Genomic DNA, 12,782 nt, shown 5'->3' with positions numbered 1-12,782 from the left:
CCCGCGGCCATGTGAATTTAGGAGAATTCCCTTGGGAAATGTTCGTAACCTCGCCTTCTGGGTTGTCCTGATGTTGCTTGTGCTGGCGCTGTTCAACCTGTTCAGCGGGTCCAGCGGGTCGCTGCAAAACAACGAAGTCAGCTATTCCGAATTCGTCACCTCCGTACAGGATGGGGATGTCCGAAATGTGACATTGGATGGTGAGCAGGTGCGATTCCGCCAAGCGGATGGTGCCGACTATCTGACGATTAAACCCGGCGATGCCGAGCTGACCCAGCTTTTGATCGACAACGACATCCCCGTCAAAGCGCGCCCCCAGCAACAGTCCGGTTTCCAGACCTTCCTGATGTCGCTTTTGCCTATCGCGCTGCTGATCGGCGTGTGGATTTACTTCATGAACCGCATGCAGGGCGGCGGCAAAGGCGGGGCCATGGGCTTTGGCAAATCCAAGGCCAAGATGCTGACCGAAAAGCATGGCCGGGTGACCTTTGACGATGTCGCGGGCATCGACGAGGCCAAGGAAGAGCTTGAAGAGATCGTCGAATTCCTTCGCAACCCGCAGAAGTTCTCGCGCCTCGGCGGCAAGATCCCGAAAGGCGCGCTGCTGGTGGGCCCTCCGGGCACCGGTAAGACGCTGCTGGCCCGTGCGATTGCGGGCGAGGCGGGCGTGCCCTTCTTCACCATTTCGGGCTCCGACTTCGTCGAGATGTTCGTGGGTGTCGGTGCCAGCCGCGTGCGTGACATGTTCGAACAGGCCAAGAAGAACGCCCCCTGCATCGTCTTCATCGACGAGATCGACGCCGTGGGTCGCCACCGCGGCGCAGGCTACGGCGGCGGCAACGACGAACGTGAGCAGACCCTGAACCAGCTTCTGGTCGAGATGGACGGTTTCGAAAGCAACGAAGGTGTCATCATCCTCGCCGCGACCAACCGCCGCGACGTGCTCGACCCCGCGCTGCTGCGCCCGGGCCGTTTCGACCGTCAGGTCACCGTGCCCAACCCCGACATCAAGGGCCGCGAGAAGATCCTTTCGGTGCACGCCCGCAAGACCCCGCTGGGGCCGGACGTTGACCTGCGCATCATCGCGCGCGGCACGCCGGGTTTCTCGGGTGCGGATTTGGCGAACCTCGTGAACGAGGCCGCGCTGATGGCCGCCCGCGTCGGTCGCCGTTTCGTCACTATGGTCGATTTCGAGCAGGCCAAAGACAAGGTGATGATGGGCCCCGAGCGCCGGTCGATGGTGATGACCGCCGAGCAGAAGGAAATGACCGCCTATCACGAGGCCGGTCACGCGCTGGTGGGCATGACGCTGCCCAAATGCGACCCGGTCTACAAGGCCACGATCATCCCGCGCGGCGGCGCGCTCGGCATGGTGATGAGCCTGCCTGAGATCGACCGGCTGAACATGTTCAAGGACGAATGCCATCAGCGTCTGGCCATGGCGATGGCGGGCAAGGCGGCGGAGATCCACAAATACGGGCCGGACTCGGTCTCCAACGGTCCGGCGGGCGACATCCAGCAAGCGTCTGCGCTGGCGCGTGCGATGGTGCTGCAATGGGGCATGTCGGATAAGGTCGGCAATATCGACTATTCTGAAGCCGCACAGGGCTATCAGGGCAACACTGCGGGCTTCTCCGTCTCAGCCAATACCAAGGAGTTGGTCGAGAAAGAGGTGCAGCAGTTCATCCAAGACGGCTACGATCGCGCGATGAAGATCATCACCGAGAAAGAGGTGGAGTTCGAGCGTCTGGCCCAAGGTCTCCTGGAGTATGAGACCCTGACCGGCGACGAGATCAAACGCGTCATGGACGGCCTGCCGCCGGCAGAGGATTCCGACGACGACAACTCCGACACCGGCAGCGCGCCGAGCGTTACTGCGATCCCCAAGGCGAAGGGCAAGAAGACCCCGCCGAAGGATGGCGGGATGGAACCTGAACCTTCGGTCTGATCCGACCTGCGACATTTGAAAGACCCCGCTTCGGCGGGGTCTTTTCGTTTTCGGCACTCCCTCCGGTCGGGGCGGGAATTCCACTATCGCTTCACGGTCGCCATCGCGTTAGACAGGGACGGAATTCTGGAACAAGCCGGGTCTTATGCGACGCATCCTTTCTGCCCTCGCCCTTCTACTCGCCTTCACCGCCGGACCGGTCTGGGCCGAGCCGCAGACCTATGCTGTCGCTTTAGGCGGGCGGCAGCTGGGGACCTTGCAGTTCAACGGGCAAAGCCGGAACGCGGCCTTCCTCTTGTCGCTCGACAACGCGCCTTTCGGCATCAAGAACGGCAGCTTCAAGGCGGCCACCCAGTCGCGTGGCACCGCGGTCAGCTATCTCGGGTCCAACCGGGGGAGCGAGACGCGCGATATCGCGATTGACCGGGCCGCGGGGCAGGTCACCTCGGTGGCGATCACCCCGGCTTCGGAAATGACGAAAATGTCGGAGGCCGGAGCGGTGCCTGCCGGTGTCCTCTTCCCGCCCGAGCTTTTCGCCGCCCTTGCCACCGGCAAAAGCTGCCCCGCGCCGCTGTCGCTCTACGATGGCCGCCGCGTGGTGCAGATCGCGACGCAGAGCAGCCGAGAGGAGGGGGCTTCGGTGTTCTGCGATATTTCCTACCGGGTCGTCATGGGGCCGGGCTATGTCTCTCCCTTTTATCTCAAATCCTTTGGGATGGCGCTTGTCTACAGGGCGGGCACCCTTGCCAAAGCCTCATTGAGCGGGGGCGGTTTCAAGGTGCATCTGATCCGGCAATAGGCATAGGATGGCGTTGCCAAACCAGCCCAAAGGACGCCCCATGCCCGAACTGCGCAAGACAGACCATACCGCCCGGATCACTTGGCTGGGCATGGTCCCTCAGGACCGCGAAAACATCCGCTCGGTCGCGGTGGAGCAGGCCTTTGCGACCTATGCGGGCATCAAAGGTGATTTTCACGCAGGGCTGACCCGCCCCGCCTGCGTGCGCGTGCGCAACCTGCATGCCAAGGGGACGGAGATACGCAACACGCGTCAACTCTCCATCCTCTCCGCCGAAGAGATGGCCGAGATCGCCGCCGCCATCGACCTTCCCAAGCTCGACCCGACCCTGCTGGGCGCTTCGATCAACCTTGAAGGGATCCCGGATTTCACCCTTGTCCCGCCGGGGTCGCGGCTGCAAAACGCGCATGGCACCACCTTGGTCGTGGACATCGAAAACGGCCCCTGCAACCTGCCTGCCCGCGAGATTGAGGTGGAGGCCCCCGGCCATGGCAAAACCTTTAAAGCCGCCGCCCAAGGCAAACGCGGCGTGACCGCATGGGTCGAGCGGGAGGGGCCGTTGAGCATCGGGGACGAACTACGGCTTTTCGTGCCGAACCAGCCGGTCTGGCCGCATCTGGGCTAAGCGCGCGCCGTTTCGCGAACTTTGAGTGTCGGAAACACGGCCCCCCGTCGGGGGCTTGTCGCGCTATGGCTAAAGAATAAAGATCGCCAACAACGGCAACAGGGGATTCTCATGGCTTTCAAAACCGACATTCAAATCGCCCGCGAAGCGGCGAAACGCCCTATTCAAGAAATCGGCGCGAAGCTGGGGATCTCAAACGACGACCTGCTGCCCTATGGCCATGACAAGGCGAAGGTGAGCCAAACCTTCATCGATTCCGTGCAGGAGCGCGCGAACGGCAAGCTGATCCTCGTCACCGCGATCAACCCAACCCCGGCGGGGGAAGGCAAGACCACCACCACCGTCGGGCTCGGCGACGGGCTGAACCGGATCGGCAAAAAGGCGGCGGTCTGCATCCGCGAAGCCTCGCTGGGGCCGAACTTCGGGATGAAGGGCGGGGCCGCGGGCGGCGGCTATGCCCAAGTTGTGCCGATGGAAGAGATGAACCTGCATTTCACCGGCGATTTCCATGCCATCACAAGCGCCCACAACCTGCTGGCGGCGATGATCGACAACCACATCTACTGGGGCAATGAGCTGGAGATCGATACCCGCCGCGTCACATGGCGCCGGGTGGTCGACATGAACGACCGCGCCCTGCGCCAAATCACCGCCTCCCTGGGCGGCGTGCCCAACGGGTTCCCGCGCGAGACGGGCTTTGACATCACCGTAGCCTCCGAGGTGATGGCGATCCTTTGTCTGGCCAAGAGCCTCACCGATCTGCAAGAGCGCCTTGGCGCGATGATCGTCGCCTACCGCCGCGACCGCAGCCCGGTCTATGCCCGCGACATCAAGGCGGATGGGGCCATGACTGTGCTTTTGAAAGACGCGATGCAGCCGAACCTCGTGCAGACGCTTGAGAACAACCCCGTCTTCGTCCACGGCGGGCCCTTCGCCAATATCGCCCATGGCTGCAACTCGGTCATCGCCACGACAACGGCGTTGAAACTGGCAGATTATGTGGTGACAGAGGCAGGCTTTGGCGCCGATCTCGGGGCCGAGAAATTCATGAACATCAAATGCCGCAAGGCGGGGCTGGCGCCTTCTGTGGTGGTCGTCGTCGCCACGGTGCGCGCGATGAAGATGAACGGCGGGTTGGCGAAAGCCGACCTAGGGACCGAGAATGTCGAGGCTGTGCAACAGGGCTGCGCCAACCTTGGCCGCCACATCGAAAACGTGAAATCCTTTGGCGTGCCCGTGGTCGTGGCGATCAACCATTTCGTCACTGATACCGATGCCGAAGTGGCGGCTGTGAAGGACTATGTCGCGGCCCAAGGGGCTGAGGCGATCCTCTCGCGCCACTGGGAGTTGGGCTCGGAAGGCTCCGCCGATCTGGCCACCCGCGTGGCAGAGATCGCCGATGGCGATCACGCGAATTTCGCCCCGCTCTATGCCGACGAGATGCCGCTGTTCGAAAAGATCGAGACCATCGCCAAACGTGTCTACCGTGCCGACGAAGTGCTGGCCGACCAAAAGGTGCGCAACCAGTTGAAGGATTGGGAGGCGCAGGGCTATGGCGATCTGCCGGTCTGTATGGCCAAGACCCAATATAGCTTTTCGACCGATCCCGACCTGCGCGGCGCGCCCACTGGTTTCAGCGTCCCCATCCGCGAGGTGCGCCTTTCGGCAGGGGCGGGTTTCGTTGTCGTCATCTGCGGTGAGATCATGACCATGCCGGGCCTGCCGCGGGTGCCTTCAGCGGAGGCAATCAAGCTCAACGCCGATGGCGATGTGGAGGGATTGTTCTAAGGCGGGTTGCAATGACCCGCCGTCGCGGTGATGTAAAGCATGTTCAACCTGCAGCGAGCGAAAGTGAGACGGATATGGCAGCGACAATCATCGATGGCAAAGCCTTTGCAGCAACGGTGCGTGAGAAGGTCGCGGGCCATGTCGACCGGCTGAAGACGGATCACGGCGTCACCCCCGGCCTCGCCGTGGTGCTGGTGGGCGAAGACCCGGCAAGCCAAGTCTATGTCCGCTCCAAGGGCAAAATGACTCGCGAGGTCGGCATGAAGTCGGTCGAACACAAGCTGCCCGCGACCGTCGATCAGGACGACCTGCTCAAGCTGATCGACGCGTTGAACAACGACCCCGAGATCCACGGCATCCTCGTGCAACTGCCGCTGCCGGATCATCTGGACGAAACCCGCGTGGTCAATGCCGTCTCGCCCGCCAAGGACGTGGACGGTTTTCACATCTCCAACGTCGGCCTACTGGGCGCAGGGCAGAAAAGCATGGTGCCCTGCACCCCGCTGGGCTGCCTGATGATGCTGCGCGACCATCACGGCGATCTGACGGGTATGAACGCGGTGGTCATTGGCCGGTCCAACATCGTCGGCAAACCGATGGCGCAGCTGCTCTTGGGCGATAGCTGCACGGTGACCATCGCGCATAGCCGCACCCGCGATCTGCCCGAGGTGGTGCGCCGCGCCGATATCGTGGTCGCCGCCGTTGGCCGCCCCGAGATGGTGCCCGGCGATTGGATCAAAGAGGGCGCGACGGTGATCGACGTGGGCATCAACCGGATCGAGACCGGCGAGAAAACCAAACTGGTCGGCGACGTGGACTTCGACAGCGCCAGCCAGCGCGCCGGGGCCATCACCCCGGTGCCCGGCGGGGTCGGGCCGATGACCATCGCCTGCCTGCTGGCCAATACGGTCACCGCCTGCTGCCGCGCCAATGGGTTGGCAGAACCCGAAGGGCTGACCGCCTAAGCGCCTGGCACCGGCACGATGGTGCCCTGCAGGATGGCGATGAGCTTGGCGGCGCCATGCGTTTCCGCATGCACCTCCGCCGTGACCACACAAAGCCGCCGGCCCGGTTTCACCACCCGGCCCGTGGCAATCAGCCGGTCTCCCCGAGCGGGAGCCAGAAGGTTGATCTTGATCTCCGAGGTCACGACATCGACCTCCGGCGGCAACATGCTCAAGGCCGCATAGCCCGCCGCGGAATCGCCGATGGAAAAGGTCAGCCCCGCATGGCCAAAACCCTGCTGCTGCATCGCGCCCGGCAGGACCGGCGCCGCAACCTTGACCAGACCCGACTGCACATCGATGATCTCGGCCCCCAGGGTCTGCATCATGGTCTGCTTGGCAAAACCCTCCCGCACCCGTCGTTCAATCTGATCATCCATCATCGCTTCTTTCCGGGCATGGGGATCGCCACAGGGTGCGGCCCCGTGAGTACCGCACAGGCCTCTGGCCCCATCAAATCACAAAGCACCCGCGACTGGCTGCGCAGCCCGCCGGTATAGGTGCCATATGCAGGCAGGATTAGCCGCTTGCTGTCAAACAAAAACGCCGGACGCGAGATGCTGCGGCCCCGCGCGCGGATCGATGCCTTGGGATGATAATGCCCCGACACCTCGCCGGAGGTCCCCTCCGCCGCAATATGCCGAAAGGTCAGCGGGCCGAGCGCCAACTCACCCAAATGCGTACCGCCCAACCCAACCGGGCCCGGATCATGATTGCCTTCGATCCAATCCCACCGCCGCCCGGCCTGCAGGCCGAGAATCCAAAGCCGCTCTTCCTCTGGCAACGCCTGCGCCGCGCCGAGGTCATCAAAACTATCGCCAAGGCAGATCACATGACGCGCTTGCGTGAAAGACAGGTCCGCCGCCAAACGGTTCAACGTATCGCGCGTCTCATAAGGCGGCAGCGCCGACCCGCCGCGCCGCGCGATCCTTTCCGACTTGCCCAAGTGAAGGTCGCTCACACAAAGCAAATCCCTTTCGCGCCACCAAAGCGCGCCAGAACCAAGCGCAGTCAGCCCCGCCCCGGCGAATGAAAACTCAAGTCCGTTCATCCTTTGTTCATCTGAGATCAGCTCTGATTTGGCAAGGGGCCAAACGCGAAGGTTGCGCAGATGGAATGGTCAGCGCAGAGGTATTTAAGAAAGGATGAATTGCAGAAAGCGCGCCCCGCGATCGGGTGGTCACCGGACCGGAGACGCGCCTTCATCCTTTGCGGTCATCGGCTCCTCAGCCTGTACCGCGAGAGGAAGATGCGCCACCTTAATTAAAGAACCCTTAATTATCTTCATCCTTTTTCAAATACCTTGCAGAACCTCTCTGCCCGCGAAACGCTCAAGTTCAACGACCATCCCGCCATGGCGGCTGATCCGATGGCGGCGGGGTGAGTTGCGCGAGGCCGGAGGCTTCCATCAAGCGTTCCGCCTCTTCTGCCAACAGACGATCCTGCCCGGCGCCTTCGACCGGAACGCGGCCCATTTCGAGAAACAGCGGCGCGGCCAGGGGGCTCACGCGGGAGAGCTTGCGATGGGTGATCCGCCCGGCGATCCGCCCGAGCATTTCTTCGATTCTGCCGAAATCCACCAAACCGCTGAGGGCTTCTTCGCGGGTGATGTCGAGCATCAGGTGGTCCGGTTCATAGCGCTGCAGCGTGTCGTAGAGGATATCGCTGGAAAAGGTCGTTTGCCGTCCGGATTTGCGCGCCTGCGGGCTGTTGCGCTCGATCAGCCCGGCGATAGTGGCGGCGGCGCGAAAAGTGCGTTTCATCACGGCATTGCCCGCGAGCCAACTGTCGAGCCCTTCGTGCAGCACTGTCGGATCAAGCAGCGGCGCGGGGTCGTCGACAGGGGAGAGTCCCCAGATTAGCGTGGCATAGTCCGTCGCGACGAAGCCTAAGGGGCGTAGGCCAAGGTCTTCCATGCGTTTGGTGAGCAGAAGGCCGAGCGTTTGTTGGCCGTTGCGTCCGGCAAAGCCGTAGAACACCGTCTGTTCGGCAAAGTCATGGGGGAAGCTTTCCACCAGCAGCGTGCCGGGCTGCGGCAGTTGGCTGACCTCGCGTTGCAGGCTGAGCCATTCGGCGGTGTGGGGCGGCAGTTCGGGCCAGCTGTCTTGTGTGAACATTTGTTGCACGCGGGCCGAGAGTTGGGTGGAGGTGGCGAATTTCGTACCGCCGAAGGTCGCCACTTTCGGCTTTTTGGCGGCATTTCGGCTGACCTCGACCACGGTTTCGCGCAGCCCTTCGTAGCGCACGATTTGCCCGCCGATCAGGAAGGTATCGCCTTTGGTCAGCGTGGCGGCAAAGCCTTCTTCGATCTCGCCCAGGGGCTTGCCGCCGCGGTTGCGTTTCATGCGGACCTTGAGCTTGTCGGTGTCCTGAATGGTGCCAATGTTCATGCGGATGCGTTGCGCGGCGCGGGGGTCACGCAGTTGCCATTGCCCGTCGGGGCGTTGCAGCAGCCGTTGCCAACGGTCGTAGGCGCGCAGCGCGTAGCCCCCCGTGGCGCAGAAGTCGAGGCAGGCGTCGAAGGCGGCGCGCGACAGGTTGGCATAGGCCCCGGCGGTGCGGATTTGTGCAAAGAGGTCCTCGGCGTCGAAAGGCCCGGCGCATGCAGCGATGAGGATGTGCTGGCAAAGCACGTCGCGCGGGCCGTCGCCCCGCGGGTCGCCGTCGAGCGCGCCTTCGAGCACGGCCTCCAGCGCTGCGACGCATTCCACCACTTCGAAGCGGTTGGCGGGGACCAGAAGCGCCTTGGAGGGCGCATTGTAGCGGTGGTTGGCACGGCCGATGCGCTGGACCAGACGTTTCACGTTCTTCGGCGCGCCGATCTGGATGATGAGGTCCACGTCGCCCCAGTCGATCCCCAGATCCAGCGTGCCGGTGCAGACGATGGCGCGCAAATCGCCTCGTACCATCGCCGCCTCGACCTTTTCGCGCTGCGCGCGGTCGAGGCTGCCGTGGTGGATGGCGATGGGCAGGGCGTCCTCGTTGGCGAGCCAGAGTTTGTGGAAGAAGATCTCGGCCTGCGCGCGGGTGTTGTGGAAGATGAGCGTCGTCTTGTGTTGGCGCACCTGTTCGAGGACCGCGGGGATCGAATAGGCGGCGCCGCCGCCGGCCCAGGGGGGGGCTTCTTCGGTGCGCAGCATCTGGATGTCGGGGGCGGGGCCAGGATCGGCCATGAGCACTTCGCAGGGGTCGGGGTGGCAAGCCATCAGGTGGGCGATGGCGGCGGGGTCTTCGACAGTGGCCGAGAGGCCCACGCGTTTCAGACCCGGGCACAGCGCTTGCAGCCGGGTCAGCGCCAACATCAGCTGGTCGCCGCGTTTGCTTTCGGCCAGCGCGTGAATCTCGTCAATCACCACGCGTTTGAGGCCCCGAAAGGTGCGCCCGGCGTCCTCATAGGAGGTCAGCAGGGCGAGGCTTTCGGGCGTGGTCAGCAGGATATGCGGCGGGTCGGCGCGTTGGCGACGGCGGCGCGCGTGCGAGGTGTCGCCGGTGCGGTCCTCAATGCGGATCGGCAGGCGCATCTCCTCGACCGGGCGGGTGAGGTTGCGCTTGATGTCTGCCGCGAGCGCCTTCAGCGGCGAGATGTAGAGCGTGTGCATCCCCTCGTGATCATGCTCGGACAGATCGACGAGGGTGGGTAGGAAACCGGCCAGCGTTTTGCCGCCCCCTGTGGGGGCGATGAGCAGCAGGGCGGGGGCCTCGGCACGGTCCAGCATCTCTTGCTGGTGCGGGTGCAAAGACCAGCCGTTCTGGGCGAACCAATCGGCGAATTTGGGGGGTAGGGCGCGCATGACACCCAATGTAGTATCGGCAGGGCGCGGTGCCAGCGGCGGAGGCTATTTAACGATCACCTCGTCGCGAACGAACATATTGGCCCATGCCCGGTCCACCAGATCGGGGTTCATCTGATAGGGGATGCCTTCGAAATCGCAGATCGCGATCATCTGGTCGATCAGGAAGTTTGGCTGATAATTCGCATAGACATTGTTGATGGTCGGGTATTTTACCTTGAGCAGATGGACCAGCGTCGCCTCATCCAGCGGCATGCCGCGTTTGCGGGCGACCATGGCAAAGATCTTGAGGAAGTTCTCTTGGTCCGGCCCATCGACCTTGATCTTGAAAAAGATACGCCGCAGGGCGGCTTGGTCGAAAATCTCGTTCGGGTGGAAGTTGGTCGAGAAGATCACCAGCGTGTCGAAGGGCACCTCGAATTTCTCGCCCGATTGCAGGGCGAGGATGTCTTTGCTTTCCTCCAGCGGGACAATCCAACGGTTGATGATGCTTTGCGGCGGCTCTTTCTGGCGGCCTAGGTCGTCGACGATGAAGATGCCGCCGGTCGCCTTGAGCTGCAGCGGCGCCTGATAGGTCCGCGCCGTGGGGTTGTAGACCAGATCGAGCATGTCGAGCGACAGCTCGCCGCCGGTGATGACGGTGGGGCGTTCGCAGCAGACATAGCGGGCGTCATAGCGCGTGATCCGGCGCAGGGAGGTTGGGTCTTGCACCTCGGCCTCGGCGGCGGAATGAACGATCGGATCATAGACGGTGATGACTTGGCCTGCGTATTCGATGGCACGGGGGACATAGACCCGATCGCCAAGCGCGTCGCGTATGCCATTGGAAATGCTGGATTTACCGTTTCCCGGCGGGCCGTACATCAGGATCGACCGCCCGGCAGAGACGGCGGGGCCGAGGTGATCCAGCAGACTGTCGGGCAGCACCAAATGGCCCATGGCGCCGGTCAACTGGTCACGGGTGATTTGCAGATTGCGCACGGATTGGCGTTTGACCTGCTCGCGGTAAACCTCAAGCGGGACGGGCATGGCGCCGAAATATTCCGACTGCGCCAGCGCATCCAATGCGCGCGCCTTGCCCGCGTCGGTCAACTGATAGCCCATTTCATTGCCGCTGGTGGCGCTGAGCGTGCCGGTGGCTTCGATCAGGCGCTGGCTGCGGGCTTGGTCGACCATCTCCTGCGTGACCGGGATCGGCAGGCAGAGCGCTTGGGCCAGATCGCTGACCATCTCGACGTTCTTGCGAAAAATCGTTTTCAGAAGGATATCGCGCATCATCACGATGGGCAGTTTCATATCCTCCAACCGCTTGGGGGGCGGCGGGGCAAGCACGGTGCTGGTCGGGGCGTTCATCAATGGCTTCCTTGGAAAGTCATGCGGCGGTGCGGCTTGTCGGTCAGACTGAAGGGTAAATCTTGAATATGGCGTGAATGTGGACGCATTTGCGCGCTGAAAAAGAGTTTGCAGCGGGGCGGTCAGACCCCGAAGAGCGCCCCCAAGATCAGATAGAGCCCCAGCGTGGTGCCAAGGGCGAGGCCCATGGGGAATTTCTTGGTTTCCTGCCAGCTCTGCCAATCGGGGGCGAGGCGGCGCAGGGGGGTGTATTTCACCCCGCGATGCGTGGCGGCGGCGGCGAGAAGGGTGGCCATGAAAAGCACCATCAGCAATCGCAGATCGCCCCATGCGATATAGGGCGCGGCGGCGGCGGCGAATTTCGCGTCACCGGCCCCCATGACCCCGGCGGCGTTCAGGGCGATGCCGACCACCAAAACCACGACAAGGCTCAGCAGGCGCCAGAGATAGGTGTCAAAGGGCAGCAGAAACAGCCCCAGCAGCACAAAGATCGCAGTCAGCACCAAGACCGCCTGATTGGTAATGCGCATCTGCTTCATGTCGGTGAAGGCGACATAGAAGCAGATCGGCAGGACGAAGGGCAGAAACCACAGGGCCGCCGTGGCAGAGATCGCCATGGATCAGCCGTTTTCCAATGCGCGCAGAGAGCGGACGGCGGCTTCGAAATGCTGGGGATGCGTGTCGATTGCTTCGCGCAGCAGTCCCTTGCCAGTTTCAACGTCGCCACGTTTGATCGCCGACAGCGCCATTGTGTGCAACAGCTGGGCGCGTTCGGATTGCTCCATCGGCATCACGGGCAGGGTGTAGTCGCGCTGTGCGGCGCGGGCCATGACGAGGTTGTTCTTGGCGGTGAAAAGCGTGTTGTCCTGACGGATCGCTTCGCCGAACAGTCGCTCGGCCTCGGCATAGTCGCCGCGGGTCAGTTTGGAGTAGCCCCAGTTGTTCATCACGGCGGCGGGGGTCGTGGTCAGGCCGACGGCGATTTCGTAAAAGCTGTCGGCGCGGTCCCACTGTTCTTTGCTGTCGGCGACCATGGCCTCAAGCCGGTAGCGGGCAAAAGTCTCATGGGTGGGGGGGATGCCGTTGAGCACCGTCTCGGCCCGCGCCCAATTGCCCGAACGGATCAGCGCATCGGCCAGTTGCACGCGGTCTTCGGGGGTGGCGCCCTCCATTTTGACGACCTTGTCCCATTCGCTCACGGCCTCGGTCGTGCGTTTGGCGCGGACCAGTGACGTAGCGAGCCCGCGCTGGTGGTCGATGCGGTCGGGGCTTTCCTTGACCGAACGCGCGAAATAGCTCACCGCCTCATTCGGGTCGGCCACTGTCAGCATCACGTCGGAGAGGTTGGTCTCATCCACCACGTTGACGTCCTTGAAGGCCCGTTCAACGGTGGCGTTCGCGTCTTTTTCACCGCAGCCCGCAAGGGCGGTGACGCCTGCCATGCAGACGGCCAGAATGATTGGATGGCGCATTT

11 protein-coding genes are annotated in these 12,782 nt (G+C 63.0%); 5 read left to right on the top strand and 6 right to left on the bottom strand.

The genetic code is table 11. The annotated features are described in order from the left end of the window. Positions 1-31: 31 nt before the first annotated feature. The 5 genes from ftsH (at position 32) to folD (ending at position 6,125) form a co-directional block, all read left to right on the top strand. A complete protein-coding gene (ftsH, locus tag ACGYK2_RS06870; RefSeq protein WP_067262909.1) occupies positions 32-1,948 on the top strand; it encodes an ATP-dependent zinc metalloprotease FtsH in 1,917 nt (638 codons plus the stop codon). Positions 1,949-2,093: 145 nt separating this feature from the next. Continuing rightward, positions 2,094-2,747 carry a hypothetical protein gene (locus tag ACGYK2_RS06865; protein ID WP_271688051.1) on the top strand — a complete coding sequence of 218 codons (654 nt, stop codon included), beginning with the start codon at positions 2,094-2,096 and terminating at the stop codon, positions 2,745-2,747. Between the two features lie 40 nt (positions 2,748-2,787). Beyond that, positions 2,788-3,372, top strand: coding sequence for an MOSC domain-containing protein (locus ACGYK2_RS06860; protein WP_276154878.1), 585 nt, complete (start codon positions 2,788-2,790; stop codon positions 3,370-3,372). A 111-nt stretch (positions 3,373-3,483) separates the two neighbouring features. After that, positions 3,484-5,160: a formate--tetrahydrofolate ligase gene (locus ACGYK2_RS06855; RefSeq protein ID WP_394374266.1), complete on the top strand. Its 1,677-nt coding sequence runs from the start codon at positions 3,484-3,486 to the stop codon at positions 5,158-5,160. A 74-nt stretch (positions 5,161-5,234) separates the two neighbouring features. Next, positions 5,235-6,125 carry a bifunctional methylenetetrahydrofolate dehydrogenase/methenyltetrahydrofolate cyclohydrolase FolD gene (gene folD, locus ACGYK2_RS06850; protein WP_271688048.1) on the top strand — a complete coding sequence of 297 codons (891 nt, stop codon included), beginning with the start codon at positions 5,235-5,237 and terminating at the stop codon, positions 6,123-6,125. Here folD and ACGYK2_RS06845 read toward each other — a convergent pair. The 6 genes from ACGYK2_RS06845 to ACGYK2_RS06820 all read right to left on the bottom strand — a co-directional run bounded on the left by ACGYK2_RS06845 (position 6,122) and on the right by ACGYK2_RS06820 (position 12,780). Next, positions 6,122-6,544 carry a PaaI family thioesterase gene (locus ACGYK2_RS06845; protein ID WP_271688047.1) on the bottom strand — a complete coding sequence of 141 codons (423 nt, stop codon included), beginning with the start codon at positions 6,542-6,544 and terminating at the stop codon, positions 6,122-6,124. The two genes, folD and ACGYK2_RS06845, sit on opposite strands and share 4 nt — an antisense overlap. Then, entirely contained in the window at positions 6,544-7,215 is a 672-nt protein-coding gene (gene pdeM / locus ACGYK2_RS06840; protein ID WP_271688046.1) for a ligase-associated DNA damage response endonuclease PdeM, read from the bottom strand. Before pdeM ends, ACGYK2_RS06845 begins: the two co-directional genes overlap by 1 nt. Positions 7,216-7,501: 286 nt before the next feature. After that, complete coding sequence (locus ACGYK2_RS06835; protein ID WP_271688045.1) at positions 7,502-9,955, bottom strand: ligase-associated DNA damage response DEXH box helicase; 2,454 nt, start codon at positions 9,953-9,955, stop codon at positions 7,502-7,504. Between the two features lie 45 nt (positions 9,956-10,000). Further along, complete coding sequence (locus ACGYK2_RS06830; protein ID WP_271688044.1) at positions 10,001-11,308, bottom strand: ATPase; 1,308 nt, start codon at positions 11,306-11,308, stop codon at positions 10,001-10,003. A 122-nt stretch (positions 11,309-11,430) separates the two neighbouring features. Then, the gene (locus ACGYK2_RS06825; protein ID WP_271688043.1) at positions 11,431-11,925 is read right to left on the bottom strand and encodes a prepilin peptidase; all 495 of its coding nucleotides are present in this window, start codon (positions 11,923-11,925) and stop codon (positions 11,431-11,433) included. Between the two features lie 3 nt (positions 11,926-11,928). Further along, the gene (locus tag ACGYK2_RS06820) at positions 11,929-12,780 is read right to left on the bottom strand and encodes a lipopolysaccharide assembly protein LapB (protein ID WP_271688041.1); all 852 of its coding nucleotides are present in this window, start codon (positions 12,778-12,780) and stop codon (positions 11,929-11,931) included. Positions 12,781-12,782: the final 2 nt, after the last annotated feature.

Source organism: Sulfitobacter sp. 1A10359, from assembly GCF_043558145.1.
GTDB lineage: Bacteria > Pseudomonadota > Alphaproteobacteria > Rhodobacterales > Rhodobacteraceae > Sulfitobacter > Sulfitobacter faviae.
This window is presented reverse-complemented; position numbering and strand designations above follow the sequence as displayed.

Bases quoted from the DNA above. Each gene is read 5' to 3' on its own strand.
- ACGYK2_RS06825 (WP_271688043.1), bottom strand. From the start codon at position 11,925: ATGGCGATCTCTGCCACGGCGGCCCTGTGGTTTCTGCCCTTCGTCCTG.
- pdeM (WP_271688046.1), bottom strand. From the start codon at position 7,215: ATGAACGGACTTGAGTTTTCATTCGCCGGGGCGGGGCTGACTGCGCTT.
- ACGYK2_RS06820 (WP_271688041.1), bottom strand. From the start codon at position 12,780: ATGCGCCATCCAATCATTCTGGCCGTCTGCATGGCAGGCGTCACCGCC.
- ACGYK2_RS06865 (WP_271688051.1), top strand. From the start codon at position 2,094: ATGCGACGCATCCTTTCTGCCCTCGCCCTTCTACTCGCCTTCACCGCC.
- ACGYK2_RS06855 (WP_394374266.1), top strand. From the start codon at position 3,484: ATGGCTTTCAAAACCGACATTCAAATCGCCCGCGAAGCGGCGAAACGC.
- ACGYK2_RS06845 (WP_271688047.1), bottom strand. From the start codon at position 6,544: ATGGATGATCAGATTGAACGACGGGTGCGGGAGGGTTTTGCCAAGCAG.
- ACGYK2_RS06860 (WP_276154878.1), top strand. From the start codon at position 2,788: ATGCCCGAACTGCGCAAGACAGACCATACCGCCCGGATCACTTGGCTG.
- folD (WP_271688048.1), top strand. From the start codon at position 5,235: ATGGCAGCGACAATCATCGATGGCAAAGCCTTTGCAGCAACGGTGCGT.
- ACGYK2_RS06835 (WP_271688045.1), bottom strand. From the start codon at position 9,955: ATGCGCGCCCTACCCCCCAAATTCGCCGATTGGTTCGCCCAGAACGGC.
- ACGYK2_RS06830 (WP_271688044.1), bottom strand. From the start codon at position 11,308: ATGAACGCCCCGACCAGCACCGTGCTTGCCCCGCCGCCCCCCAAGCGG.